The organism is Streptomyces triculaminicus (assembly GCF_017349075.1).
Lineage (GTDB): Bacteria > Actinomycetota > Actinomycetes > Streptomycetales > Streptomycetaceae > Streptomyces > Streptomyces triculaminicus.
This window is the reverse complement of sequence record NZ_JAFMOF010000001.1, coordinates 1307513-1332729: the sequence shown is the minus strand read 5'-3', so window position 1 is coordinate 1332729 and position 25217 is coordinate 1307513. Positions and strand designations below refer to the sequence as shown.

The following is a 25217-nucleotide window of genomic DNA, read 5'->3' as shown; positions in this document are numbered from 1 at the left end:
CCGGCGCCGCCAGTCTCCCGTCGACTCTACGTCCGCGCCCCGGCCCGGTCAGACCATCGGACTAACGCCAGCCGCCCGCGTCGACGCCGCCCGGCACCGCCTCTCCCGCCTCGTAGGGCTCGCGGGTGAACACGAAGGTGCCGATGTCCAGATGGCTCACCGCCCCGCCCTCGCCCCGGACGACCGACAGGGTCTCGCCGGCGTAGTAGCCGTCGAGACCGGTCCAGGTCCCGTCCTCCTCCGCGCGGAAGCGCGCCGCGCGCCCGCCGTCGCCCAGCGGTGCCAGCCGCAGCTCCCGGCCGCCGGCCAGGCGCAGCGCGAAGGGGGCGGCGCCCCAGTACCAGGGCCCGGTCAGCTCCAGCAGTCGCCCGTCCACGTCGTCGAGGGGGCGCCACGGCACCGGAATGCGGGGCTCCCGCTCGGCGACCGTGCCCACGAGGTCCGCGGCGATGGCCGGGATGCCGAGCTGGGAGGTGGCGTTGCCGAGGACGACCGCCGCGACGCCGTCCTCGGCGCTGATCCACAGGGTTCCCACGAACCCCGGCATCGTGCCGACATGGCCGTGCAGGAAGCGCCCGGACCGCCAGCTCAGCAGGGTGCCCAGGCCATAGGCCGCCGCGCGGTCCGCGTCCTGCGGCTCGGTGCGCGGGGTGCGCATCTCGGCGAGCGACCGTGCGCCCAGCACCCGGTCGTCGCCGTCCAGCAGGAACGCCGCGAAGCGGCACAGATCGGCCGCCGTGGACCACAGCTGACCGGCCGGGGCCATCCGCCCGGTGTCCACCGCCGGTTCCGGAAGGAGCACGTCCGCCCAGGGGTGCACGGCCCAGCCCCGGGCATGCGGCGCCTGGGGCTCGAGGGTCGTACGGTGCATGCCCAGCGGCTCGAGCACCTCCCGGCGCAGCACCTCGTACCAGTCCTGCCCGCGCAGCCGCTCGACCAGGGCGCCCAGAAGCGCGAAGCCGACGTTGGAGTAGTGGTGCAGGAGCCCCGGCGCGTGGCGCTGGGCGCGTGCGCCGAAGAGGTCGGCGAGCTCGGGGCGCAGTGCGCCGTCCGTGCGCTCCCACCACGGGCCGCCGGTCTCGGCGGCCAGCCCCGAGGTGTGCGACAGCAGTTGGGCGATGGTCGCGTCGCCGCCCTCGGGCGTCTCCACGTACGCGCCGAGCCGGTCGTCCAGGTCGAGCAGTCCCTCGTCGCGCAGCCGCATCACCAGGACCGCGACGAACGTCTTGGTGATCGAACCGATCCGGTACTGCGTGTCCGCCCCCGGAACGTCCCCGTCCACGGCGCCCCACCCCGCCGACCACACCATGCGCCCCTCACGCATCACCGCACCCACGAGCGCGGGTGTGCGCCCCTCCACCTGGCCGGTGGCGAGGCGGTGCAGCAGGGCACGGCGGGTATCGGGCAGCAGTTCGTACGAGTCCGTCATGTCCGCACCCTAACCAGCCGGATGATCACCTCGCAGGGGACCGGCTGTAGGATCTCGCGGCTCACGTCATAGAGCAGTGGCCTGACCAGCAGGCTTCTGAGCTGTCTCAGCCACTGTCCGAGTGCCCGTGTCTCAGTTCCGTGGCATTTCCTCAGGATGCATCCGCTCTGACCATTCGCGCTGAGTCACGGCTCGCTCGATGCGGCTGACAATGTCCTTCCTTGCAGCCGCGTCCAAGGTCTCCGGAAGTCCGTCAAACCTCTCAGGGAGCACGTCGAGCAGCCCCCAGATCTGTTCGCCGGTCGTGACGGTCAGCAGTAGCTGGCACCTCCACTGTGGCGATACTTCAGGGCGGTGGCGAAGCTGGTGCACGAGTGTGGGGACCAGGTAGTGCGTCGCCTCCGTGGCGAGGTGCGCGCGGAGCCAGTCGACCGGAAGTCGCTGGCTGAAGCCAAGTGTGGCGGCCTCCTGTTCCAGGTCGAGAAGCTGGTTGGTGTCGACGGCTCGGACGGTGCGGGGAGGGACTGCGGTCATGTCGAGATGATGCCAAGAAGGTCCCCGCCGGGCCGAGGGGTCGGTCAGCGGGGCTCACGGGCGCTTCATAAGCGCAGCCAATATGAAGCGGGGCGTGAGACTGTGCAGCGAAATCTGAGACCCTGCAGACCGGCGGATCAGGTCTGTGCCATGTCCACGAAGCGCGAGTAGTGACCCTGGAAGGCCACGGTGATCGTGGCCGTGGGGCCGTTACGGTGCTTGCCGACGATGATGTCGGCCTCGCCGGCGCGGGGGGACTCCTTCTCGTAGGCGTCCTCGCGGTGCAGCAGGATGACCATGTCGGCGTCCTGCTCGATGGAGCCGGACTCACGGAGGTCGGAGACCATCGGCTTCTTGTCCGTACGCTGCTCGGGGCCACGGTTCAGCTGCGACAGCGCGATGACCGGCAGCTCCAGCTCCTTGGCCAGCAGCTTGAGGTTACGGGACATGTCCGAGACCTCCTGCTGGCGGCTCTCGGCGCGCTTGTTGCCGCCGGACTGCATCAGCTGGAGATAGTCGATGATCACGAGCTTGAGGTCGGCGCGCTGCTTGAGGCGGCGGCACTTGGCCCGGATCTCCATCATCGACAGGTTGGGCGAGTCGTCGATGTAGAGCGGGGCGGCCGAGACGTCCGGCATGCGGCGGGCCAGCCGGGTCCAGTCGTCGTCGGTCATGGAGCCGGAGCGCATGTGGTGCAGGGCCACCCGGGCCTCGGCGGACAGCAGGCGCATCGCGATCTCGTTGCGGCCCATTTCGAGCGAGAAGATCACGCTCGGCAGGTTGTTCTTGATCGAACAGGCACGGGCGAAGTCCAGCGCGAGCGTGGACTTACCCATCGCGGGACGGGCGGCGATGACGATCATCTGGCCGGGGTGCAGGCCGTTCGTCAGGGCGTCCAGGTCGGTGAAGCCGGTGGGCACACCCGACATCTGGCCGCTGCGCGAGCCGATGGCCTCGATCTCGTCGAGCGCGCCCTCCATGATGTCGCCGAGGGGGAGGTAGTCCTCGCTCGTGCGCTGCTCGGTGACGGCGTAGACCTCGGCCTGGGCCTTGTTGACGATGTCGTCGACGTCGCCGTCGGCCGCGTATCCCATCTGGGTGATGCGCGTGCCCGCCTCGACCAGGCGGCGCAGCACCGCGCGCTCGTGGACGATCTCGGCGTAGTACTCGGCGTTGGCCGCGGTCGGGACGGACTGCACCAGGGTGTGCAGATACGCGGCGCCGCCGACGCGGGTGATCTCGCCGCGCTTGGTGAGCTCGGCGGCGATGGTGATCGGGTCGGCCGGCTCGCCCTTGGCGTAGAGGTCGAGGATGGCCTGGTAGATCGTCTCGTGCGCCGGGCGGTAGAAGTCCTGGCCCTTGAGGACCTCGACGACGTCGGCGATGGCGTCCTTGGACAGCAGCATGCCGCCCAGGACGGACTGCTCGGCGTCGAGGTCCTGCGGCGGCACCCGCTCGAAGCCGGACCCGCCGCGGTCCCAGGAGCCGCCCTCGTCGCCGCCGCGGTCGTGCTGCTCACCGCGGCCCTTGGCGTCGCCGCGACGGGAGCGGGGGAAGGGGAGCCGGTCTCCGGGGCCGCCGTCGCCCCAGGGGTCGTCCATGGGCTCGGGGATACTCACCCGGGCCACCTCCTCCCGTCCGCGACGCGGACCTCGCCGTGCCACTCTTTCCTACGGCACAGCTCTGACAAATGAAGACGCCCGACTCCGCTTCTTCCGCGTCGACTTCGCGGTGCGTTCGTGTCGGTCCCGTAAGGTCCACGAGACGCGAACGAGGACGTGGACGGGACCGTGAACGGGGCCGGAACGGACGGCAGGCGCCGGTCCACGGTAGGCCCGCGGGCACCGTCAGCCAATCTGGTTATCCACAGGGCTTGTGGATGAGCGGCCCCAGCCTGTGGAGAACCCCCTCCAAACTGTGCACGGCGCGGGGGAAAGCACTGTGGACAAACACACAATCGCCCTCCGTCCACCCCTCTGACCTGCGACTTTGCCATCCACCGGCTGTTGAGGAGAAAAACTTTCCCGCCCGGGCGGAGATCGCGACAAACGGCGCAGAGAAGATCACACACATCGCAGACGGGTAAGGGTCGTAAGCTGGATGCGCTGATTACCTGTGGAAGATTGGACGGCAGCGTGACCCAGGCCCCCGCGCGCCGGCGGCGCAGTGCCCGCCATCACGACCGCGAGATCCTCGCACTCGCCGTACCCGCCTTCGGCGCGCTCGTCGCCGAACCCCTCTTCGTGATGGCCGACAGCGCCATCGTCGGCCACCTCGGCACCCCCGAACTCGCCGGCTTCGGCATCGCCGCCCCGCTGCTCACCAGCGCCGTCGGGATCTTCGTCTTCCTCGCCTACGCCACCACCTCCGGCGTCGCCCGCCGGGTCGGCGCCGGCGACACCCGGGCCGCCATCCGGCAGGGCCTGGACGGCATATGGCTCGCGCTCATACTCGGCGCGGCGGTCGCGGCCGCCGCGCTCCCCACCGCCCCCGCCCTCGTCGACGTCTTCGGCGCCTCCCCGGCCGCCACCCCGCACGCCGTGGACTACCTGCGGATCAGCTCCCTGGGCGTGCCCGCCATGCTCGTCGTGATGGCCGCCACCGGCGTGCTGCGAGGCCTGCAGGACACCCGCACCCCGCTGTACGTCGCCGTCGGCGGCTTCGCCGCCAACGGCGCCCTGAACCTCGGTCTCGTCTACGGCGCCGGCCTGGGGATCGCCGGCTCCGCCTGGGGCACCGTCATCGCCCAGTGGGCCATGGCCGCCGTCTACCTCGCCGTCGTCGTCCGGGGAGCGAGACGGTACGACGCCTCCCTGCGGCCCGACGCCGCCGGCATCCGGGCCTGCGCCCAGGTCGGCGTGCCGCTGCTGGTCCGTACGCTCTCGCTGCGCGCCGTGATGCTGATCGCCACGGCGGTCGCGGCCCGGCTCGGGGACACGGACATCGCCGCGCACCAGATCGTGCTGACCCTGTGGAGCCTGCTGGCCTACGCCCTGGACGCCATCGCGATCGCGGGGCAGGCGATCATAGGGCGCTGCCTGGGCGCCGACGACGCGGAAGGGGCCCGGGCCGCCTGCCGCCGCATGGTGCAGTGGGGCATCGCCTCCGGCGTGGTGCTGGGGCTTCTGGTGATCGCGGCGCGGCCGGCGTTCACCCCGCTGTTCACCTCCGACCCGGCCGTACGGGACGCGCTGCTGCCGGCGCTGCTGGTCGTGGCCGTGGGCCAGCCGGTGGCGGGCGTGGTCTTCGTCCTGGACGGGGTACTGATGGGGGCCGGCGACGGGCCGTATCTCGCCTGGGCGATGCTGGCGGTCCTGGCGGTCTTCGCGCCCGCCGCGGTGCTCGTCGTGGGCCTCGGCGGCGGTCTGACGGCCCTGTGGTGGGCGATGACGCTGATGATGACGGCCCGGCTGGCCACCCTGTGGCTGCGCGCCCGCTCCGGACGCTGGCTGGTGACGGGAGCCGTACGCGCCTGAGGGCGCCGGCGGGCTGCGGGCCCAAGTCCCGGCCAAGAACACGGGGCCCAAGTCCCGGCCAAACAGGGGCCCAAGGCCCTGCCAAAAACAGCGGAAGGGCCGCACCCCGAGGGGTGCGGCCCTTCCTTCAGGCTGTGCCTGATCGCAGCCGTCAGGCGGCGATGACCTCGATGCCGAGCTTGGCAACGACGTCGGCGTGCAGACGCACGGACACCTGGTGGGCGCCCAGGGTCTTGATCGGCGAACCGACCTCGACGCGACGCTTGTCGACGTTCGGACCACCGGCGGCCTTGATCGCGGCAGCGACGTCGGCCTGGGTCACGGAGCCGAACAGACGGCCGGCGTCGCCGGCGCGGACGGCAAGCTTGACCTTGACGCCCTCGAGCTGACCCTTGACCTCGTTGGCCTGCTCGATCGTCGCGATCTCGCGGATCTTGCGAGCGCGGCGGATCTGAGCGACGTCCTGCTCGCCACCCTTGGTCCAGCGGATCGCGAAACCGCGCGGGACCAGGTAGTTGCGGGCGTAACCGTCCTTGACGTCGACGACGTCACCGGCGGTGCCGAGGCCGGAGACCTCGTGGGTGAGGATGATCTTCATTAGTTGGTCACCCTTCCCTTATCGCGCGGACGAGGTGTAGGGCAGCAGCGCCATCTCACGGCTGTTCTTCACGGCCGTGGCGACGTCACGCTGGTGCTGAGTGCAGTTGCCGGTCACGCGACGGGCACGGATCTTGCCGCGGTCGGAAATGAACTTCCGCAGCATGTTCGTGTCCTTGTAGTCCACGTAAGCGGTCTTGTCCTTGCAGAACGCGCAGACCTTCTTCTTGGGCTTGCGCGGGGGCGGCTTCGCCATTGTCTCTCTCCTGTGAATCAAGAAGTTTTGTGCTGTCGCCCTCGGGCCGCCAGGCGGCCCGGGCCCGTGGAGACGGGCCTAGAAGGGCGGCTCGTCCGAGTAGCCGCCGCCGGAGTTGCCGGAGCCGCCGCCCCAGCCGCCTCCGCCGCCGCCCTGCTGGTTGCCGGACGGAGCGCCGGTGGCCCAGGGGTCGTCGGCGGGAGCCCCGCCGCCGCTCTGCTGGCCGCCGGGACCGGAGCCCCAGCCGCCACCCTGGCCACCACCACTGCCACCGCCATAGCCACCCTGGCCACCGCGACCCGCGGTCTTGGTGACCTTCGCCGTGGCGTTCTTCAGGCTGGCGCCGACCTCTTCGACGTCGAGCTCGTAGACCGTGCGCTTGACGCCCTCACGGTCCTCGTAGGACCGCTGCTTCAGACGGCCCTGCACGATGACGCGCATGCCTCGCTGAAGCGACTCGGCGACGTTCTCCGCCGCCTGCCGCCACACCGAGCACGTGAGGAAGAGGCTCTCGCCGTCCTTCCACTCGTTGGTCTGGCGGTCGAAGGTGCGGGGAGTGGACGCGACGCGGAACTTCGCGACCGCCGCACCGGACGGGGTGAAGCGCAGCTCGGGGTCGTCGACGAGATTGCCGACGACCGTGATGACGGTCTCGCCTGCCATGGATGAACCTCTCGGCGGGTGTGCTGCTGGCTGCTTGCTACTCGTGGAGATGCAGCCCGATTACCTCTGAACCGCTGGGGTTCAGTGGGTCTCGGGACGAAGGACCTTGGTCCGGAGGACCGACTCGTTCAGGTTCATCTGGCGGTCGAGCTCCTTGACGACCGCAGGCTCGGCCTGCAGGTCGATGACCGAGTAGATGCCCTCGGGCTTCTTCTTGATCTCGTACGAGAGACGACGACGGCCCCAGGTGTCGACCTTCTCGACCTTTCCGTTGCCCTCACGGACGACGGAGAGGAAGTTCTCGATCAGCGGGGAGACAGCGCGCTCCTCGAGATCGGGGTCGAGGATGACCATCACCTCGTAGTGACGCATGTGGAACCCACCTCCTTTGGACTCAGCGGCCACGGTCGATCCGTGGCAGGAGGGTCGTGATGCGTGAACAACGGTATCGGCGGACACTGACAATCAGCGGAAAGTCCCTGGGTTGCCCCTGGGACCGAAGCTGGGTCCGGGCAGACACCGGTGCAGACCGTACAGAGTACCCGCTCACGGGCGCCGGGTTGAAATCGGTCCTCCGGGCCCCCCAATCTGGACGCATCGTGTGTGACCGGCGCTACATCGCGCTCGCCATCAGGAGGTGGCCCCATGACACAGGCGGTTCGGCAGCCCCATGGATCCCGCGGCCTGCTCGCGGTCCTCAACAGCGACGGAAGGTCCCACCCCGTCGAGAACACCCTCGCCGCCGTGACGGTGGTCCTCGGTGCGCTCGCCGCCATCTCGTCCCTGTGGACCGGGCTGCACCTGCTCAGCTCCTGGAGCGGGCTGGCGGGCATCCTCACCGGGGCCTGGGGACAGTTCATCTCCGCCACCACCGGCGAGCGATTCCTGCTGATCATCGGACTAGGAGCGTCCGCTTTTGGCTTCTTTCTGGGCATGGCGCACGGGGGGCTCTTCGGGGGTGTGATCGGATAGCGGGCCGTACGCCCGATCGGGGCGCTCCCCTGTCGCAGTAGGCTTCGGCGCGAGAGCCGGAGCCCCGACCATGGGGACACACCTGCCGAGGAGCGCCCCGCATGAGTCTGACCCTGAGGACAATCAGCCGAGAGCAGCATCTGGCTTACATCCAGAGCCTGCCCGCGGCGAGTCACATGCAGGTCCCGGGGTGGGCGGACGTCAAGAGCGAGTGGCGCTCGGAGAACCTGGGCTGGTTCGACAAGACCGGCCAGATGGTGGGCGCCGGTCTGGTGCTCTACCGCCAGCTGCCCAAGATCAAGCGTTACCTGGCCTACCTGCCCGAGGGCCCGGTCATCAACTGGTTCTCGCCGAACCTGAGCGACTGGCTGCAGCCGATGCTGGCCCACCTCAAGCAGCAGGGCGCCTTCTCCGTGAAGATGGGCCCGCCGGTCGTCATCCGGCGCTGGGACGCCAACGCGATCAAGACCGGCATCGCCGACCCCGACGTCAAGCGCCTGCGCGACGTCGAGGCGACCTTCATCGAGCCGCGCGCATTCGAGGTGGCCGACCAGCTGCGCCGGATGGGCTGGCAGCAGGGCGAGGAGGAAGGCGCCGGCTTCGGCGACGTCCAGCCCCGCTACGTCTTCCAGGTGCCGCTGGAGAACCGTTCCCTGGAGGACGTCCACAAGGGCTTCAACCAGCTGTGGCGCCGCAACATCAAGAAGGCCGAGAAGGCCGGCGTCGAGGTCGTCCAGGGCGGCTACGAGGACCTGCCGACCTGGCAGCACCTGTACGAGATCACCGCCGAGCGCGACAAGTTCCGCCCGCGCCCGCTGAGCTACTTCCAGCGCATGTGGACGGCCCTCAACTCCGAGGACCCCAACCGCATGCGGCTGTACTTCGCCGTGCACGAGGGCGAGGCCGTCGCCGCCGCGACCATGCTGATCGTCGGCGGGCACGTCTGGTACTCCTACGGCGCCTCGGCCAACCACAAGCGCGAGGTCCGGCCGTCGAACGCCATGCAGTGGCGGATGCTGCGCGACGCCTACGCGCTGGGCGCCAGCGTCTACGACCTGCGGGGCATCGGCGACTCGCTCGACGAGAACGACCACCTCTTCGGCCTCATCCAGTTCAAGGTCGGCACCGGCGGCCAGGCGGCGGAGTACCTCGGCGAGTGGGACTTCCCGCTCAACAAGCTGCTGCACAAGGCTCTCGACATGTACATGTCGCGCCGCTGATCCTTCCGTCCGTCCGCGGAGCGACTCCGCCGGGCACACGACCACGTCACTTCGCAGCCACAGGGAAAGGTTCCGGGACCGGCCATGGCGCTCACGCTCTACGTCGACACCGCGCGTTGGCGGGCACACCAGCAGTCCGTGATCCAGCAGTTTCCGGGGATCGTCCCGGTCTGCAAGGGCAACGGCTACGGCTTCGGCCACGAGCGGCTCGCCGAAGAGGTGACGCGCTGGGGAGCCGACACCCTCGCCGTGGGCACCACCTACGAAGCGGCCCGCATGAAGGACTACTTCGGCGGTGACCTGCTGGTGCTGACGCCGTTCCGGCTCGGCGAGGAGCCGGTCCCGCTGCCGGACCGGGCCATCCGCTCGGTCTCCTCGGTGGAGGGCGTGCGCGGCCTGGTGGGCGCGCGCGTCGTCATCGAGGTCATGAGCAGCATGAAGCGGCACGGCATCAGCGAGGAGGACCTGCCCAAGCTGCACGCGGCCATCGAGGACGTGCGCCTGGAGGGCTTCGCGATACACCTGCCGCTGGACCGCGCCGACGGCACCACCGGCGTCGACGAGATCACCGCGTGGATGGAGCGGCTGCGCAACGCGCACCTGCCGCTGCACACCATGTTCGTCAGCCACCTCAAGGCCGACGAGCTGCACGAGCTGCAGCAGCGGTTCCCCCAGACCCGCTTCCGCGCCCGCATCGGCACCCGGCTGTGGCTGGGCGACCACGAGGCCACCCACTACCGCGGCGCGGTGCTGGACGTCACGCCCGTCTCCAAGGGCGACCGCTTCGGCTACCGCCAGCAGAAGGCGGCCGGTGACGGCTACCTCGTCGTGGTGGCCGGCGGCACCTCGCACGGCGTCGGGCTGGAGGCGCCCAAGGCGCTGCACGGCATGATGCCGCGCGCCAAGGGCGTCGCCCGCGCGGGGCTGGCGACCATGAACCGCAACCTGTCGCCCTTCGTCTGGGCCGGCAAGCAGCGCTGGTTCGCGGAGCCCCCGCACATGCAGGTCTCCATCCTCTTCGTGCCGAACGACGCCCCGGCCCCCCAGGTCGGAGACGAGCTGGTGGCCCATCTGCGGCACACCACCACGCAGTTCGACCGCATTCTCGACCACTGATCCCACCCCCGTGGTTCGGGGCGGGGAGCCGCCGGCCCTACAGGCCGCGGCTCCCGGTGCCCCACTGGACGCGTGCTCCCTGGGAGAGCTCCGCGTGCCGTTCGCGGCGCGCGGAGCCGAGGACGAATATGTCGGGAGCCCCGTCCAGCACGCCCCCGGACGGGTCGTCCGAGCCGTCGCGCCGGACGACGTCCCGCTCGGGCTTGAGGATGTCCCGCACCACCAGCGCGCACAGGTACAGCGTGCCCAGCAGGTGGACGATGATCGCGAGTTGGTAGCCCTCGGGCGGCAGGCCCTGGTGCTTGTCTCCGCTTCCCGTGTACGCCAGGTAGAACCAGATGCCCAGGTAGTACATGACCTCGCAGGCCTGCCAGATCAGGAAGTCACGCCACTTCGGGCGGGCCAGCGCGGCCAGCGGCACCAGCCACAGCACGTACTGCGGCGAGTAGACCTTGTTGACCAGGATGAACAGCGCCACCACCAGGAAGGCCAGCTGCGCGAACCGCGGCCGCCGGGGAGCGCACAGGCCGAGGGCCGCCATGCCCAGGCAGCCCAGGATCATCAGCAGCGTCGCGTAGTCGTTGGCGTCGTTCAGCGGATCGCCGGTGCGCTGCGAGATGAAGAGCCAGACCGACCCGAAGTCCACCGGCCGGTCCTGGCTGAAGGTGTAGAACTTCGCCCAGCCCTCGCGGATGTGGAACCCGTCGGCGTCGTACGTGAGCATGACCGGCAGATTCACCACCAGCCAGGCCCCCACGGCCGCGGCGGCGGCGCCGAGGAACGCCCGCATCCGGCCGGCCCGCCAGCACAGCACCAGGAGCGGTCCCAGCAGCAGCGCCGGGTACAGCTTCGCCGCGGCCGCCAGGCCGATCAGCACACCGGCCGCGACCGCCCGGCCGCGTGACCACATCAGCATCGCCGCGGCGGTGAGGGCCACCGCGAAGAGGTCCCAGTTGATGGTGGCGGTCAGCGCGAAGGCCGGGGCCAGGGCGATCAGCAGCGCGTCCCAGGGCCGGCGCCGGTGCGTACGGGCCGCGCACACCGCGATGACGGCCGTACAGGCCAGCAGCATCCCGGCGTTGATGAACCAGTACATCCGCTCGCGGTCCTGGAGGGTGCCGCCACCCGGCGTGAGCAGCGCCGCGATCTCCATGAACAGCCCCGTGAGGACCGGGTACTCCAGATAGTCCATGCCGCCGGAGAGCGACTGCGGAATGCGGTCGAAGTACGGCAGCAGGCCCTCGTCGAAGCCGCGCCCGCTGTACAGATGCGGGATGTCGGAATAGCAGGCGTGGGTGTACTGCGTGGTGGCGCCGAAGAACCAGCCGTGGTCGTAGCACGGCAGCTTCTGCACCATTCCCAGCGCGAACATCCCGATGGCCACCAGCGCGATCACCCGCACCGGCGTCCACCAGTTCACGCCGATCAGCGCCCGCCGCCCCACCGGCCCGCCGATGAGCTCGCTGCCGGCGGCGGCCACCTCGTCCTCGACGGTGGGCCGTACAAGCTGGTCGTCCCGCGCGCTCCTCATGCCCACATCCTGCCGTACCGGTCCGCGACCCGGCGGAACCTGTGGACAACTCGAGGGCCGCCCCGCGCGAACGCGGGACGGCCCTCGAAAAGACCTGCTCAGCAGGGGTATGACGGATTCATAGGATGATCAGCCGCCGGGGCCGCCGAACAGTCCTCCGTCCGGCTGGCGCCCGGTCGGATCCGGTGACGGCGATCCTCCGCCGCCGCCCGCGCCGCTGCTGGTGCCACCGTGCTTCCCTCCGCCGCCGCCGTTGCCGCCCGGCTTGCACTTGGGGTCGAACGGGTTGCAGGACTGCTTCGGGGAGGGCGAGCTGGACGGGTGCTTGGACGGCGAGGACGACGCCGACGGGGACGGCGTGACCGAGGGCGACGTCGACGGCATCGGGCTGGGGGAGGGGCTGGCGCCGTCCCCGTAGACCTTCTCGCCGATCGCCTGCGGCGCGTCGAACTGCAGGACGGGCTGGCCCTTGAGCGCCTTACCCATGTAGTCGGCCCAGATCTCCGCCGGGAACGACGCACCGTGGATGGTGGGCTGGCCGCCCACACCGCGCATCGAAAGGAACTCCTGCTTCTTGGCGTTGGGGTCGACGCGGTACATGCCGATCGCCGTCGACAGCTGCGGGGTGTAGCCCGCGAACCAGGCCGAGCGGTTGCCGTCGGTCGTACCCGTCTTGCCCGCCACCGGGCGGTCGCCGAGCTTCGCGGCGGTGCCGGTGCCCGACTCCACGACGGTCTTCAGCACGTCGGTGACGTTGTTGGCCACGTTCGAGTCGAAGGCCTGGGCGCTCTTCTTCTCGTGCTCGTAGGCGGGCCGGCCGTTCTTCTCGACCTTCTCGACCGAGTAGGGGTCGGTCTGCTTGCCGTTGGCCGCGAACGTGCCGTACGCGCCCGCCAGGCGGATCGCGCTGGGCGCGGAGGTGCCCAGGGAGAAGGTGGGCGTCAGCGAGGACAGCTGGTCCTTGTCCAGGCCCGCCTTGAGGGCGGCCTCCTGCACCAGGTCGGTGCCGACGTCCATGCCCAGCTGGATGAAGGGCGTGTTGACCGAGAACTGCATGGCGGTGCGCAGGGTGACCAGGCCCTTGTCCTCGTCACCGTCGTTCGGCTGGCGCCACTCCCCGCCGTTCTGGTCGTGCCAGACCCGGCCGTTGTACTCCCGCAGGGTCAGCTTGTTGTTGCCGTTGTAGACGCTCTCCGGCGAGACGATCGTGCGCTGGCTGTCGCTCTGCTGCGGGCCGAGCCCCGGGTTGCGCTTGCCGTGCGTCATCGCGGCGGCCAGGACGAAGGGCTTGAAGGTCGAGCCCACCTGCACACCGGTGTAGTCGGCGTTGTTGGTGAAGTGCTCCAGCGCGTTCTCGCCACCGTAGATGGCCACGATCTTGCCGGTCTTGGGCTCCACCGACGCCCCGCCGAACTGCACGAACTGGTCGACCTCGCGCGCCTTCGGCTTGATGTTCGCCTTGCGCACCTCATCGACCGACTTCGCCAGCGCGTTGACCTTGTCCCGGTCGAAGGTGGTGTAGATCTGGTAGCCGCCCTTGTCCAGCTCCGCCTTGCTGAGCCGGGAGTGGGCCACGATGTAGTTGTCGGCGAGGTCGGTCAGGTAGCCGATCTGCCCGGTTTTGTTGGTCGCGGGCTTCGGCTTCTGCACCTTCGGGAAGCCCTGCGCGACCCACTTGTCGCGCTCGAGACCCTGCATGCGGCCGACCTGGACCTCGCGGTCCAGCGTCCACTTCCAGCGGTCGGTGGCCCGCTTGGTGTTCTTCTCGGGCGTGGCCGCCGGGCCCTGGCCGCCGTACGGGTCGTAGAGGTTCGGACCGTTCAGCGTGGCCGACAGGAACGCGCTCTCGCTGGGCGTCAGGTCGGCGCAGTCCTTGTCGAAGTACGCCCGCGCCGCGGCCTGGATGCCGTACGCGCCACGTCCGTAGTAGGCGGTGTTGAGATACCCCGCCAGGATGAAGTCCTTGTCCTTGGTGGCACCCACCTTCACCGAGATGAGCAGCTCGGTGGCCTTGCGCTTGAGCGTCTGCTCCTGGCTCAGGTAGGTGTTCTTCACGAACTGCTGCGTGATCGTCGAGCCGCTCTGCGTCTCACCGCCCTGCGCCATCTTCACGACGGCGCGCGCGATGCCCATCGGGTCGACGCCCCAGTCCTTCTCGAAGCTGGCGTTCTCCGCGGAGATCACCGCGTTCCGCATCGACAGGGGGATCTGTGCGATGGGCACGATCTGCCGGTTGAGACTGCCGCCGCCGGCGACGACCATCTGCTTGCCGTCGGCCCAGTAGTAGACGTTCTTCTGGACGGCCGAGGCCTTCTGGGCGCTGGGCACCTGCACCAGCGCCAGGGCCACGCCGACGATGCCGACCACCAGGCCGACCGTGGTGACGATCAGGCCCGCCATGAGCTTCCAGGACGGCAGCCAGCGCCGCGCCCCGGTCTTGCCCGCGCGCGGATAGTCGATGAAGCGCTTCACAGGGGGGCGTCCGCCGTCCCTGCGGCCCCGCCCCGCGTCCGGGGAACGTCTGCGCCCGCCGGCCGCGGCATCGCCGCGCTGGGGCACGCGGCGCGCGCCCGTCCGCCCGGCGGACCGGGGATCCTCTCCGCGCCCGTTCCCGGGACCTGCGGAGTTGCTGGCTGGTGTGACGCGACGGCCGGATGTCGGCGGCTGGGCCGCGCGACGGGCCGAGCCTCGTCCCCCGCCCTCGGGCGGTGGCGGCTTGCGGCGGTGCTCGCTCATCGAACGATTACTCCTCGGGCAGGCGCTATCGCCTGACAGCGGCAGGTGGCTTGCATTCCCCCCGATGTGCGATCCGGCTGTCCCCCAAAACGACGGGCCGCACTGCATACGGGACGAGGACGTCTGGCGACGTCACCCGGTTCCCGTTGGTCTGCATGGCGCACAGACTACGCACGGCCAAATCCAGCCCACTGGGGATGTTCACTCCAAATCAGGCCTGTTGTGTCCCACGAATCGGTGATGTGACCTCGTTCACCGTGCCCCCTCTTGTCGCCGCAGGACGCTCGTTCTATCGTCTGGATGTATCGAGTCGATACATCAGCTCGGCACATCAGCTCGGAACACCCGGTCGGCACATCAAGTCGGCATAAGGGACCAATAAGGATTAGGGATCACAAGGACTAGGCTGTGGGGGACAAGGAGGCGAAACATGAGCAGACGCTCCGGCATCCTCGAGTTCGCCGTCCTCGGCCTGCTCCGCGAGTCCCCGATGCACGGCTACGAGCTGCGGAAGCGCCTGAACACCTCACTCGGGGTGTTCCGTGCGTTCAGCTACGGCACCCTCTACCCCTGCCTGAAGTCCCTTGTGGCGAGCGGCTGGCTGGTCGAGGAGCCCGGGAGCGCTCCGGAGGACGCCCGTGCGGCGTCGCTGGCCGGACGGCGGGCGAAGATCGTCTACCGCCTCACGGCAGAGGGCAAGGAGCACTTCGAGGAGCTGCTCGCCCACACCGGTCCGGACGCGTGGGAGGACGAGCACTTCGCCGCCCGCTTCGCGTTCTTCGGACAGACCTCGCGGGATGTACGGATGCGGGTGCTGGAAGGCCGCCGCAGCCGTCTGGAGGAGCGTCTGGAGAAGATGCGCGCCTCCCTCGCCCGCACCCGGGAGCGGCTGGACGACTACACCCTCGAACTTCAGCGACACGGCATGGAGTCCGTGGAGCGAGAGGTCCGCTGGCTGAACGAGCTGATCGAGAGCGAGCGGGCCGGGCGTGACAAGCGCAACGGCCCGGACCAGTGAGCTCTGCACTCCGCAGAGCTTCGTCGAGTACAAACAGGGAGCAACCGGAATGGGTTCGGTTCGCGTAGCGATCGTCGGCGTGGGCAACTGCGCCGCCTCGCTGGTGCAGGGCGTCGAGTACTACAAGGACGCCGACCCGAAGGGCCGCGTGCCGGGTCTGATGCACGTGCAGTTCGGCGACTACCACGTGCGTGACGTCGAGTTCGTCGCCGCCTTCGACGTGGACGCGAAGAAGGTCGGCCTCGACCTCGCGGACGCCATCTGTGCCAGCGAGAACAACACCATCAAGATCTGCGACGTTCCGCAGTCCGGTGTCACGGTCCAGCGCGGCCACACCCTCGACGGCCTGGGCCTGTACTACCGCCAGACCATCGAGGAGTCCCCCGAGGCCCCTGTCGACATCGTCCAGGTCCTCAAGGACAAGCAGGTCGACGTTCTGGTCTGCTACCTGCCGGTGGGCTCCGAGGACGCCGCCAAGTACTACGCGCAGTGCGCCATCGACGCCAAGGTCGCCTTCGTCAACGCCCTCCCGGTGTTCATCGCCGGCACCAAGGAGTGGGCGGACAAGTTCACCGAGGCCGGCGTCCCGATCGTCGGTGACGACATCAAGTCGCAGGTCGGCGCCACCATCACGCACCGCGTCATGGCCAAGCTCTTCGAGGACCGGGGCGTCGTCCTGGACCGCACGATGCAGCTGAACGTCGGCGGCAACATGGACTTCAAGAACATGCTCGAGCGCGAGCGCCTGGAGTCCAAGAAGATCTCCAAGACGCAGGCCGTCACCTCCCAGATCCCCGACCGCGACATGGGCGAGAAGAACGTCCACATCGGTCCGTCGGACTACGTGGCCTGGCTGGACGACCGCAAGTGGGCGTACGTCCGCCTCGAGGGCCGTGCCTTCGGCGACGTCCCGCTGAACCTGGAGTACAAGCTCGAGGTCTGGGACTCCCCGAACTCCGCCGGTGTCATCATCGACGCCGTGCGCGCCGCGAAGATCGCCAAGGACCGCGGCATCGGCGGCCCGATCCTCTCCGCCTCCTCGTACTTCATGAAGTCCCCGCCGGTGCAGTACTTCGACGACGAGGCCCGCGAGAACGTCGAGAAGTTCATCAAGGGCGAGGTCGAGCGCTAAGCGCCGGCTTCCCTGATCACAGGCCCCTGGGTAATACACCCAGGGGCCTGTGTGTTGTGTGAGGCTGGGGAACATGCCTGTTGTGCGTGATCTTCGCGTCCTGCTGCATCTGCGCGATTTCCGCCACCTGCTGGCAGTCCGGCTGCTCTCCCAGGCCGCCGACGGCGTCTACCAGGTCGCCCTCGCCACCCACGTCGTCTTCTCCCCCGAGAAGCAGACCTCCCCCGCCGCCATCGCCTCCGCCATGGCCGTCCTGCTCCTGCCCTACTCGCTCCTCGGCCCCTTCGCCGGCGTCCTGCTCGACCGCTTCAGCCGCCGTCAGGTGCTGCTGTACGGCAACCTGATGCGGGCCGCCCTGGCCACCGGGACCGCGCTGCTCGTCGTCGTCCACGTCCCCGACTGGCTCTTCTACGCCTCCGCGCTGTCGGTGACCGCCGTCAACCGCTTCGTCCTCGCCGGGCTCTCGGCCGCCCTGCCCCGCGTCGTCGACTCGCCCGAGCGCCTGGTCATGGCCAACTCCCTCTCCCCGACCGCCGGCACCCTCGCCGCCACCGCGGGCGGCGGGCTCGCCTTCGCGGTGCGCCTGGCCGGGTCCGACAGCGCCACGACCGACGCCGGGGTCGTCCTGCTCGGGGCCGCGCTGTACCTGTGCGCCGGCCTGTGCGCGCTGCGCATGCCCATCGGACTCCTCGGACCGGACGCCGCGGTGTCCCGGACACGGCTGCGCACCGCTTTGACGCTCACCCTCCGCGGCCTCGCCGCCGGACTGCGCCACCTGGCCGAACGCCGCCTCGCCGCCGGTGCGCTGGCCGCGATGACGCTGATGCGCTTCTGCTACGGCGCGCTGACGGTCACGCTGCTGATGCTGTGTCGCTACGCCTGGGCGGACAACGAAGCCGAAGGGCTGGCCCTGCTGGGCTACGCCGTCGCCGCCTCGGGCGCGGGATTCCTCACCGCGGCCCTCATCACGCCCTGGGCGGTCTCCCGGCTGGGCCGCCTGGGCTGGATGACCTTCTGCGCCGCGGCGGCGGCGGTTCTCGAGCCCGCCCTCGGTCTCCCCTTCGCCCCGGCCCCGATGCTCGTCGCGGCCTTCATCCTGGGCATCATCACCCAGAGCGCCAAGATCACGACCGACACGGTGATCCAGTCCTCGGTCGACGACGCCTTCCGGGGCCGGATCTTCTCGCTCTACGACGTCGCGTTCAACGTCGCCTTCGTCGGTGCGGCGGCGGTCGCCGCGCTGATGCTGCCGCCGGACGGAAGGTCGTCCGTACTGATCCTCACCATCGCCGTGATCTATGCGGCGATTGCCGCCGCTATGGCCGCTTTCCGACGCCGGTAAGTGTCACATCAAGGCCACAGGATCGCTGTGAGCTGCAGAAATGTCATGGACACCGGATAACTTACGGGCTGCGTTCAGCGACCGGATCTCGCCTTCCGAAGGATTCCCCGTGACCACTCCGCCGCCCCAGCCCTACCCGCACGCCCCGCAGGGCGGCCACCCCTACGGCCAGCAGCCGCCGGCCCCGTACGGCCAGCAGCCCGGCCCGTACGGCCAGCAGCCCCCGATGCCGCCCTACGGCCAGGCGCCCGCCGCCCCCTACGGCCAGCCCGGCGGCTTCCCGGGGGCGCCGGTGCCGCCGCCGGCCCGTCCGAAGCGCTCGGTCATCAAGATCCTCCGGAACATCGTCCTGCCGATCCTCGGCCTGATCGTGGCGGGGGCCGCCTGGCTCTTCGGCAAGGACGACGTCAAGACGCTGTCGGTCGGCCAGTGCCTGGAGAACACCGGCTCCAGCTACAAGCCGAACATCGAGCAGCGCGACTGCTCGGCCTCCAACGCCACCCACAAGGTGCTGAAGAAGGTCAAGGGCACGTCCTCCGCCTACACGGCGTGCGAGAACGTCGAGGGCACGGTCGCGGCCGTGACCTGGAAGGAGCGCAGCGACTCCTTCGTGCTCTGCCTGGCGAAGAACAAGTAGCGCTGCCGAACCTCCCCGGCATACGACGAGGGCCGGTGTTTCACGTGAAACACCGGCCCTCGTCATGTCCGCAGCGGGTCATGTTTCACGTGAAACATGACCGGGAAGCACGATCAGCCCTGCTGGGTCGCCCACCACTCCTTGAGCGCGGCGACGGCGGCCTCCCGCTCCATCGGGCCGTGCTCCAGGCGCAGCTCCAGCATCTGCCGGTAGGCCTTGCCGATCTCCGGGCCCGGGCCGATGCCCAGGATCTCCATGATCTCGTTGCCGTCCAGGTCGGGCCGGATCGCGTCCAGCTCCTCCTGCTCCTGCAGCCGTGCGATGCGCTCCTCGAGCCCGTCGTAGGCGCGGGAGAGCGCGTTGGCCTTGCGCTTGTTGCGCGTCGTGCAGTCGGAGCGGGTGAGCTTGTGCAGCCGGTCCAGCAGCGGGCCGGAGTCGCGCACATAGCGGCGCACGGCCGAGTCGGTCCACTCGCCGGTGCCGTAGCCGTGGAAGCGCAGGTGCAGCTCGACCAGCTTCGAGACGTCCTTGACCAGGTCGTTGGAGTACTTGAGCTTGGTCATCCGCGCCTTGGTCATCTTGGCGCCCACCACCTCGTGGTGGTGGAAGGAGACGCGGCCGTCCTTCTCGAAGCGTCGCGTCCTCGGCTTGCCGATGTCGTGCAGCAGGGCCGCGAGCCGCAGCACCAGGTCCGGGCCGTTCTCCTCCAGGTCCATGGCCTGCTCGAGGACGGTCAGGGTGTGCTCGTACACGTCCTTGTGCCGGTGGTGCTCGTCCCGCTCCAGGCGCAGGGCGGGCAGCTCCGGCATGACCAGGCGGGCGAGGCCGGTGTCGACGAGGAGCTTGAGGCCCTCGCGGGGGTGGCTGGAGAGGATCAGCTTGTTCAGCTCGTCCCGGACCCGCTCGGCCGAGACGATCTCGAGGCGGTCGGACATCTCGGTCATCGCGGTGATGACCTCGGGGGCGACCGTGAAGTCCAGCTGCGCGGCGAAGCGCGCGGCACGCATCATGCGCAGCGGGTCGTCCGAGAAGGACTCCTCGGGGGTACCGGGCGTGCGCAGCACGCGCGCGGCCAGGTCCTCGAGGCCGTTGTGCGGGTCGATGAACTCCTTCTCCGGCAGCGCGACGGCCATCGCGTTGACGGTGAAGTCACGGCGGACCAGGTCCTCCTCGATGGAGTCGCCGTAGGAGACCTCAGGCTTCCGCGAGGTCCGGTCGTACGCTTCCGACCGGTATGTCGTGACTTCAATCTCAAAGTCCGATTTACGGCAGCCGACCGTGCCGAAGGCGATGCCGACCTCCCAGACCGCGTCCGCCCACGGACGGACGATCTTCAGCACGTCCTCCGGGCGGGCGTCCGTGGTGAAGTCCAGGTCGTTGCCGAGACGGCCGAGCAGCGCATCCCGTACCGAGCCGCCGACCAGGGCGAGCGTGAATCCGGCCGCCTGGAATCGGCGGGCGAGGTCGTCGGCTACGGGAGACACCCGCAGAAGCTCGCTCACGGCACGGCGCTGCGCCTGGCTGAGCTCGTTCGTCGACGGCGGGGTATGGCTGTCATTGTTGGCGTTCGGCACAACAGAAGAGGGTACGTGTCCGCGCGCGTGACGGCCTCCTCGTTATGAGGCGCCCCTCGGCGGCCTGCGCAAAGCAGGCGCAGCCCGGACAACGGCCCCTGGGGGCGATCTTGTAGCGCGGTCCGCAGCACTTCGTCGCAGCGGGCCTCGTTACCATTCACGGACGCACCATCCGACGACCACTGACGACGACGAGGGACGGGCGAGCGCGTGGCCGAGGCGGCAGAGGTCCAGGGGGCCTTCCAGGGGACAGCGCCCGCTCCTGCCTGCCGGTGGTTCCGGCACGTCGCGATGTTGCTCGCGGGGGTGCTGGTGTTCCTGGGCCTGGTGGAGCTGCCGACGGCGCCCGCCGCGCACGCGGAGCCGGCCGGATCACGTGTGTCGGTCACGGTGGACTCGCTGGCACCGGTCGCTCCCAAGCAGGACGACACGCTCACGATCTCGGGCACGGTCACCAACAACGGCAAGTCGACGGTCACCGGCGCCCATGTGGACCTGCGGGTGGGCCAGCAGATCAACACGCGCAGCGACATCGACGACATCGGCGACCGCAGCGGCTTCTCCCAGGGCACCGACGGCTCCGAGGTCGGCGGCAACCACGCGCAGAAGCTCCAGCCGCTGGCCCCGGGCGTCAGCCGTGACTACACCCTGACCGTCCCGGTCAAGGACCTGAACCTCGGCAAGGACGGCGTCTACCAGCTCGGCGTCACCCTCTCGGGCCAGGCCGACGGCCAGTCGTACGAGCGCGTGCTCGGCATCCGGCGGACGCTGCTGCCCTGGCAGCCGTCCGGGACCGACGGCAAGAAGACCCAGCTGACGATGATGTGGCCGCTGATCTCCGGGACACATCTCACCGCCCGCACGGAGTCCGACCAGCAGCAGACGCCGATCTTCCCCAACGACGACCTGGCGGCCGAGCTGGCCCCCGGCGGCCGGCTCCAGCAGCTGGTGGCGCTGGGCAAGGGCCTGCCGATCACCTGGGTGATCGACCCCGACCTGCTCGCGACGGTCGAGGCCATGACCAAGAGCTACCGGGTGAGCGGCCCCAGCGGCCAGAACGTCCCCGGGAAGGGCCAGGCGGTCGCCAAGCAGTGGCTCTTCCAGCTGCAGGACGCGGTCAAGGACCACCAGGTCGTGGCGCTGCCGTTCGGTGATCCCGACCTGGCCTCGCTCGCCCACCACGGCAAGGACGTCTCGGGCTCCCTGAGCCACCTGCAGTCCGCCACCGAGCTCGCCTCGACCACCGTGGACACGATCCTCGGCGTGAAGCCCCGTACGGACTTCGCCTGGCCCGTCGACGGCGCGGTCGACTCCTCGATCGTGGACGTGGCCACGTCCGCCGGCGCCCACAACGTGATCGCCCGCAGCGACAGTCTCCGCGAGGGCGGCGGCTCTCCCTACGCGCCCACCGCGGCCCGGCAGATCGGCGGGGGCAACACGGCGATCGTCGCCGACGCGCGGCTGTCCACCGCCTTCGAGGGCGAGATGATCAAGGCCGACGACTCCGCGCTCGCGGTGCAGCGGTTCCTCGCCCAGAGCCTCATGGTGAACAAGCAGGCCCCGGAGAACGAGCGCAGCATCGTCGTGGCCCCCCAGCGCATGCCCACCACCAGCCAGGCACAGGCCATGGCCACCGCGCTCAAGGGCCTGTCCGACGGCCGCTGGACCCAGCCCCTGGACCTCGGGGACGCGGCCAGGGCCAAGCCCGACCCCGCCGCGAACCAGCAGGTTCCCGGCTCCGGCAGCTACCCGGAGACGCTGCGCGACCAGGAGCTGTCGACCGAGGCCTTCGAGGCGATCCAGCGGACGCAGAACACCCTGGACAGCTTCAAGGTGATCCTCACCTCCCAGGACCGGGTGGTCACCCCCTTCGGCAGCGCGATCATGCGGGCGATGTCCACCTCCTGGCGCGGCAACCCCCGGGGCGCCGCGGAGTTCCGCGACGCCGTCCAGTCCTACCTGGACCAGCTCACGCGCCAGGTGCACCTGATCAAGAAGTCCGACGCGACGCTCTCCGGACGCAGCGCGACGATCCCGGTGACCGTGCAGAACGGCCTGCTCCAGGGCGTGCGGGGGCTCAGGCTCGTCCTCACCTCCAGCCAGCCGAACCGTCTCAAGATCGACGACGAGTCGCAGCAGATCCACGTCGAGGGCGGCCGCAGCCAGTCGGTGAAGTTCGAGACACGGGCCAACGCCAACGGTCCGGTCCAGGTGAAGGCCCGGCTCTACGCCGACGACGGCCAGCCGTACGGCGAGCCGATCACCTTCACTGTGCATGTCACGTCCATCACCCCTATGGTGCTGCTGGTCATCGCCGGTGGCGTCCTCCTCCTGGTCCTCGCGGGGCTTCGTATCTACCTCCAGCGCAAGCGGGCCGCGGCCCGTAAAGCCGCAGGTGGCGAGCCGGGCGGCGAAAACGGGGGAGACTCGGGCGACGACGGCGGATCCGGCGACGGCGAGCCCGAGCAGCCGGGTGATCCCGAGGCGGGAACCGGAGCGCGAAACGGTGACCCGTCCGGCTCAGGTGAGAAAGTGGAACGTTGACGTGTAGTGGGGCCAAGCGGCCGCGGACGATGAGGTGGGGTAGCGATGAGCGCGCCGTACGACGGTGACCGCGGTCAGGGCATGGGCGGTGACCAGCGGGATCAGTACCCGCCGGCTCCGCCTGCCCCGGTCCCTCCCACGCCGGCCCCCGGCCACCCGGGAGGCCCGGCGCAGCAGGGCCCGTACGCCCGTGATCCCTACCTCCGGGACGCCTACGCGTCGGACCCGTACCCCGGCCACGACCCGGCCGCGCAGGATCCGGTGACCGAGGCCCTGTACGACCGGGGCACGCCCCCGCCGCCCCCGGGCGGCTACCAGCAGCCCTCCGCGCCTCCCTACGCCTCCGACGGCCGGATGTGGGATCGGCCACAGGCCCCGCAGCCCCCGGCTCCGGGACGCCCGTACGCCGACGACGCCGCGGCGACCCAGGTCATGGGCCGGGGCGGCCTCGTGGGCCAGGGCACGCCCACCGACGGTCCCCAGCAGCGCGACGCCTTCACGCACCTCTACCGCGACCAGCAGCAGCCGTACGAGCCCCAGCGCCCGTCCGGCCGGCAGGTGCCGCCGCCTCCGGGCCAGATGGTGCCGCCGCCCCCCGGCCAGATGGTGCCGCCGCCTCCGGGCCAGATGGTTCCCCCGCCGATGCAGCCGCCGGCCGCCGAGCCCGGCCCGGAGCCGGAGCCCGCGCCGGCTCCGGCCAAGGGCGGCGGACGTGCCGCGAGCCTGATGAAGTCGAGCGCGCTGATGGCGGCGGGCACGATGGTGTCCCGCATCCTCGGCTTCGGCCGGAACCTCGTCATGGCGGCGGCGGTGGGCGTCGGCACGCTCAACGACGACTACCAGGTCGCCAACGTCCTGCCGACGATGATCTACATCCTGGTGGGAGGCGGCGCGCTCAACGCCGTGTTCATCCCCCAGCTGGTGCGTTCGATGAAGAACGACGAGGACGGCGGCGAGGCGTACGCCAACCGGCTCCTCACGCTCGTCGTCGTCCTGCTGGCGGGCGTCACCACCGTCTGCGTCCTGGGAGCCCCGTTCTTCATCCAGGCGATGTCGCCGACCATCGCCTCCAACCCGGACCGGATGGACGTGGCGGTGGCGTTCGCGCGCTACTGCCTGCCCACGATGTTCTTCATGGGCGTCCATGTCGTCCTGGGTCAGATCCTCAACGCGCGCGGCAAGTTCGGCGCGATGATGTGGACCCCGGTCCTCAACAACATCGTCATCATCGCCACCTTCGGCTCCTTCATCTGGGCCTTCGGTCCCTACTCCAGCACCCAGGTCAACGCCTCGAGCATCACTCCCGAGGGCGTGCGCCTGCTCGGCCTCGGCACGCTGCTGGGTCTGACCGTTCAGGCCCTGGCGATGCTGCCCTACCTGCGCGACGCCGGCTTCCGGATCCGTCCCCGCTTCGACTGGCGCGGCCAGGGCCTCGGCAAGGCCGCCGGGCTCGCCAAGTGGACGTTCTTCTTCGTCCTCGCCAACCAGCTCAGCATGGTCGTCGTCACCCAGCTCGCCACCAAGGCGGGCGCGCTCGCCGAAAAGGGCGGCCACACGGGTACCGGCATCGCCGCCTACAACTTCGCGCTGCAGCTCTGGCAGATGCCGCAGGCCATCATCACCGTCTCGGTGATGACCGCCGTCCTGCCCCGCATCTCGCGCGCCGCCCACGACGGGGACGTCTCGGCCGTCCGTGACGACCTCTCGCACGGGCTGCGGACCTCGGCCGTCGCGATCGTGCCCTGCGCCTTCGCCTTCCTCGCCCTCGGCGTCCCCATGGCGACGCTGATGTTCTCCGGCGGCTCGGGCACGGAGGGCGCCACCAACATCGGCTTCATCCTCATGGCCTTCGGTCTCGGCCTGATCCCGTACTCCGCGCAGTACGTGATCCTGCGAGGCTTCTACGCCTACGAGGACACCCGCACCCCCTTCTACAACACCCTGATCGTCGCGGCCGTCTTCGCGGCGGCCTCCGTCCTCAGCTACGTGGTGCTCCCCGCCCGCTGGGCCGTCGCCGGCATGGCCGCCTCCTACGGGCTGGGCTACGTCGTCGGCGTCGGCGTCGCCTGGCGCCGTCTGCGCAGCCGGCTCGGCGGCGATCTGGACGGCGCGCGCGTCATCCGCACCTACACCCGCCTGATCGGCGCGTGCGTCCCCGCCGCCCTGATCGGTGGAGCCGTCTCTTACGGAATCGGTCAGGTTCTGGGCAGCGGTGTCCTCGGATCGCTCGCCTCCCTGGCAGGCGGTGGTCTGACCCTGATCGCGGTCTTCTACATCGCCGCAAAGCGGATGCGGATCGAGGAGCTGACCGCCATGGTCGGTATGGTTCGCGGTCGGCTCGGTCGCTGACCGAGCACAACCATCGCCCGCCGGAGTGTGTCGTGCATTACGCCGGACTGTGGGCACAATTGGTCTTGGCTGTGGACAGCGTGCAACGGAT

Annotated in this window: 20 protein-coding genes; 10 read left to right on the top strand and 10 right to left on the bottom strand. The window is 69.9% G+C overall.

Annotated elements, in window-relative coordinates; all coding sequences use genetic code 11:
• Nucleotides 1–61: 61 nt before the first annotated feature.
• From J1792_RS06165 to dnaB, 3 genes are all read right to left on the bottom strand, one after another.
• Nucleotides 62–1429: a serine hydrolase domain-containing protein gene (locus J1792_RS06165; protein ID WP_207246771.1), complete on the bottom strand. Its 1368-nt coding sequence runs from the start codon at nucleotides 1427–1429 to the stop codon at nucleotides 62–64.
• Nucleotides 1430–1561: 132 nt separating this feature from the next.
• Nucleotides 1562–1963, bottom strand: coding sequence for a hypothetical protein (locus J1792_RS06160; RefSeq protein WP_086568402.1), 402 nt, complete (start codon nucleotides 1961–1963; stop codon nucleotides 1562–1564).
• 137 nt (nucleotides 1964–2100) lie between these two features.
• A complete protein-coding gene (gene dnaB / locus J1792_RS06155; protein WP_086568403.1) occupies nucleotides 2101–3582 on the bottom strand; it encodes a replicative DNA helicase in 1482 nt (493 codons plus the stop codon).
• A 516-nt stretch (nucleotides 3583–4098) separates the two neighbouring features.
• On the opposite strand from dnaB, the gene J1792_RS06150 reads away from it, so the two are divergent.
• The gene (locus tag J1792_RS06150) at nucleotides 4099–5439 is read left to right on the top strand and encodes an MATE family efflux transporter (RefSeq protein ID WP_207246770.1); all 1341 of its coding nucleotides are present in this window, start codon (nucleotides 4099–4101) and stop codon (nucleotides 5437–5439) included.
• 151 nt (nucleotides 5440–5590) lie between these two features.
• Here J1792_RS06150 and rplI read toward each other — a convergent pair whose 3' ends face one another.
• From rplI to rpsF, 4 genes are all read right to left on the bottom strand, one after another.
• Nucleotides 5591–6037 (bottom strand): 50S ribosomal protein L9, encoded by a 447-nt coding sequence (rplI, locus tag J1792_RS06145; RefSeq protein WP_086567625.1) that lies wholly within the window; start codon nucleotides 6035–6037, stop codon nucleotides 5591–5593.
• A gap of 18 nt (nucleotides 6038–6055) precedes the next feature.
• Entirely contained in the window at nucleotides 6056–6292 is a 237-nt protein-coding gene (rpsR, locus tag J1792_RS06140; RefSeq protein ID WP_004950692.1) for a 30S ribosomal protein S18, read from the bottom strand.
• A gap of 78 nt (nucleotides 6293–6370) precedes the next feature.
• Complete coding sequence (locus tag J1792_RS06135; RefSeq protein WP_086567626.1) at nucleotides 6371–6955, bottom strand: single-stranded DNA-binding protein; 585 nt, start codon at nucleotides 6953–6955, stop codon at nucleotides 6371–6373.
• Between the two features lie 81 nt (nucleotides 6956–7036).
• Nucleotides 7037–7327, bottom strand: a complete 291-nt coding sequence (gene rpsF, locus J1792_RS06130) for a 30S ribosomal protein S6 (protein ID WP_006604399.1) — start codon at nucleotides 7325–7327, stop codon at nucleotides 7037–7039.
• Between the two features lie 273 nt (nucleotides 7328–7600).
• Here rpsF and J1792_RS06125 point away from each other — a divergent pair, with 273 nt between their 5' ends.
• From J1792_RS06125 to J1792_RS06115, 3 genes are all read left to right on the top strand, one after another.
• On the top strand, nucleotides 7601–7927 hold the full coding sequence (locus J1792_RS06125; protein WP_086567628.1) for a hypothetical protein: 327 nt from the start codon (nucleotides 7601–7603) through the stop codon (nucleotides 7925–7927).
• Nucleotides 7928–8028: 101 nt separating this feature from the next.
• Nucleotides 8029–9147 (top strand): lipid II:glycine glycyltransferase FemX, encoded by a 1119-nt coding sequence (locus J1792_RS06120; RefSeq protein WP_086567629.1) that lies wholly within the window; start codon nucleotides 8029–8031, stop codon nucleotides 9145–9147.
• A gap of 84 nt (nucleotides 9148–9231) precedes the next feature.
• Nucleotides 9232–10263: an alanine racemase gene (locus tag J1792_RS06115; RefSeq protein ID WP_086567631.1), complete on the top strand. Its 1032-nt coding sequence runs from the start codon at nucleotides 9232–9234 to the stop codon at nucleotides 10261–10263.
• Nucleotides 10264–10300: 37 nt separating this feature from the next.
• Here J1792_RS06115 and J1792_RS06110 read toward each other — a convergent pair whose 3' ends face one another.
• Together J1792_RS06110 and J1792_RS06105 are read right to left on the bottom strand one after the other, a co-directional pair.
• On the bottom strand, nucleotides 10301–11794 hold the full coding sequence (locus J1792_RS06110) for a glycosyltransferase family 87 protein (protein WP_086567632.1): 1494 nt from the start codon (nucleotides 11792–11794) through the stop codon (nucleotides 10301–10303).
• A 129-nt stretch (nucleotides 11795–11923) separates the two neighbouring features.
• The gene (locus tag J1792_RS06105) at nucleotides 11924–14530 is read right to left on the bottom strand and encodes a transglycosylase domain-containing protein (RefSeq protein ID WP_207246768.1); all 2607 of its coding nucleotides are present in this window, start codon (nucleotides 14528–14530) and stop codon (nucleotides 11924–11926) included.
• Between the two features lie 430 nt (nucleotides 14531–14960).
• On the opposite strand from J1792_RS06105, the gene J1792_RS06100 reads away from it, so the two are divergent.
• The 4 genes from J1792_RS06100 (at nucleotide 14961) to J1792_RS06085 (ending at nucleotide 18659) form a co-directional block, all read left to right on the top strand.
• Nucleotides 14961–15548, top strand: coding sequence for a PadR family transcriptional regulator (locus J1792_RS06100; RefSeq protein ID WP_086567636.1), 588 nt, complete (start codon nucleotides 14961–14963; stop codon nucleotides 15546–15548).
• Between the two features lie 49 nt (nucleotides 15549–15597).
• Nucleotides 15598–16680 carry an inositol-3-phosphate synthase gene (locus J1792_RS06095; RefSeq protein ID WP_207246763.1) on the top strand — a complete coding sequence of 361 codons (1083 nt, stop codon included), beginning with the start codon at nucleotides 15598–15600 and terminating at the stop codon, nucleotides 16678–16680.
• 73 nt (nucleotides 16681–16753) lie between these two features.
• Complete coding sequence (locus tag J1792_RS06090; protein WP_207246756.1) at nucleotides 16754–18022, top strand: MFS transporter; 1269 nt, start codon at nucleotides 16754–16756, stop codon at nucleotides 18020–18022.
• A 109-nt stretch (nucleotides 18023–18131) separates the two neighbouring features.
• Nucleotides 18132–18659, top strand: a complete 528-nt coding sequence (locus J1792_RS06085) for an LppU/SCO3897 family protein (protein ID WP_207246754.1) — start codon at nucleotides 18132–18134, stop codon at nucleotides 18657–18659.
• Nucleotides 18660–18772: 113 nt separating this feature from the next.
• Here J1792_RS06085 and J1792_RS06080 read toward each other — a convergent pair whose 3' ends face one another.
• Nucleotides 18773–20233: a CCA tRNA nucleotidyltransferase gene (locus tag J1792_RS06080; protein WP_086567642.1), complete on the bottom strand. Its 1461-nt coding sequence runs from the start codon at nucleotides 20231–20233 to the stop codon at nucleotides 18773–18775.
• A gap of 210 nt (nucleotides 20234–20443) precedes the next feature.
• Between J1792_RS06080 and J1792_RS06075 the strand changes: the two genes are divergently transcribed.
• Complete coding sequence (locus J1792_RS06075; protein ID WP_086567644.1) at nucleotides 20444–22777, top strand: DUF6049 family protein; 2334 nt, start codon at nucleotides 20444–20446, stop codon at nucleotides 22775–22777.
• A 45-nt stretch (nucleotides 22778–22822) separates the two neighbouring features.
• Nucleotides 22823–25126 (top strand): murein biosynthesis integral membrane protein MurJ, encoded by a 2304-nt coding sequence (gene murJ / locus J1792_RS06070; RefSeq protein WP_207246753.1) that lies wholly within the window; start codon nucleotides 22823–22825, stop codon nucleotides 25124–25126.
• The last annotated feature ends 91 nt before the right edge of the window (nucleotides 25127–25217 follow it).

Coding starts and splice junctions, on each gene's coding strand:
- J1792_RS06165 (WP_207246771.1), bottom strand. CDS start 1,429: ATGACGGACTCGTACGAACTGCTGCCCGATACCCGCCGTGCCCTGCTG.
- J1792_RS06160 (WP_086568402.1), bottom strand. CDS start 1,963: ATGACCGCAGTCCCTCCCCGCACCGTCCGAGCCGTCGACACCAACCAG.
- rplI (WP_086567625.1), bottom strand. CDS start 6,037: ATGAAGATCATCCTCACCCACGAGGTCTCCGGCCTCGGCACCGCCGGT.
- rpsR (WP_004950692.1), bottom strand. CDS start 6,292: ATGGCGAAGCCGCCCCCGCGCAAGCCCAAGAAGAAGGTCTGCGCGTTC.
- J1792_RS06135 (WP_086567626.1), bottom strand. CDS start 6,955: ATGGCAGGCGAGACCGTCATCACGGTCGTCGGCAATCTCGTCGACGAC.
- rpsF (WP_006604399.1), bottom strand. CDS start 7,327: ATGCGTCACTACGAGGTGATGGTCATCCTCGACCCCGATCTCGAGGAG.
- J1792_RS06125 (WP_086567628.1), top strand. CDS start 7,601: ATGACACAGGCGGTTCGGCAGCCCCATGGATCCCGCGGCCTGCTCGCG.
- J1792_RS06120 (WP_086567629.1), top strand. CDS start 8,029: ATGAGTCTGACCCTGAGGACAATCAGCCGAGAGCAGCATCTGGCTTAC.
- J1792_RS06115 (WP_086567631.1), top strand. CDS start 9,232: ATGGCGCTCACGCTCTACGTCGACACCGCGCGTTGGCGGGCACACCAG.
- J1792_RS06110 (WP_086567632.1), bottom strand. CDS start 11,794: ATGAGGAGCGCGCGGGACGACCAGCTTGTACGGCCCACCGTCGAGGAC.
- J1792_RS06105 (WP_207246768.1), bottom strand. CDS start 14,530: ATGAGCGAGCACCGCCGCAAGCCGCCACCGCCCGAGGGCGGGGGACGA.
- J1792_RS06100 (WP_086567636.1), top strand. CDS start 14,961: ATGAGCAGACGCTCCGGCATCCTCGAGTTCGCCGTCCTCGGCCTGCTC.
- J1792_RS06095 (WP_207246763.1), top strand. CDS start 15,598: ATGGGTTCGGTTCGCGTAGCGATCGTCGGCGTGGGCAACTGCGCCGCC.
- J1792_RS06090 (WP_207246756.1), top strand. CDS start 16,754: ATGCCTGTTGTGCGTGATCTTCGCGTCCTGCTGCATCTGCGCGATTTC.
- murJ (WP_207246753.1), top strand. CDS start 22,823: ATGAGCGCGCCGTACGACGGTGACCGCGGTCAGGGCATGGGCGGTGAC.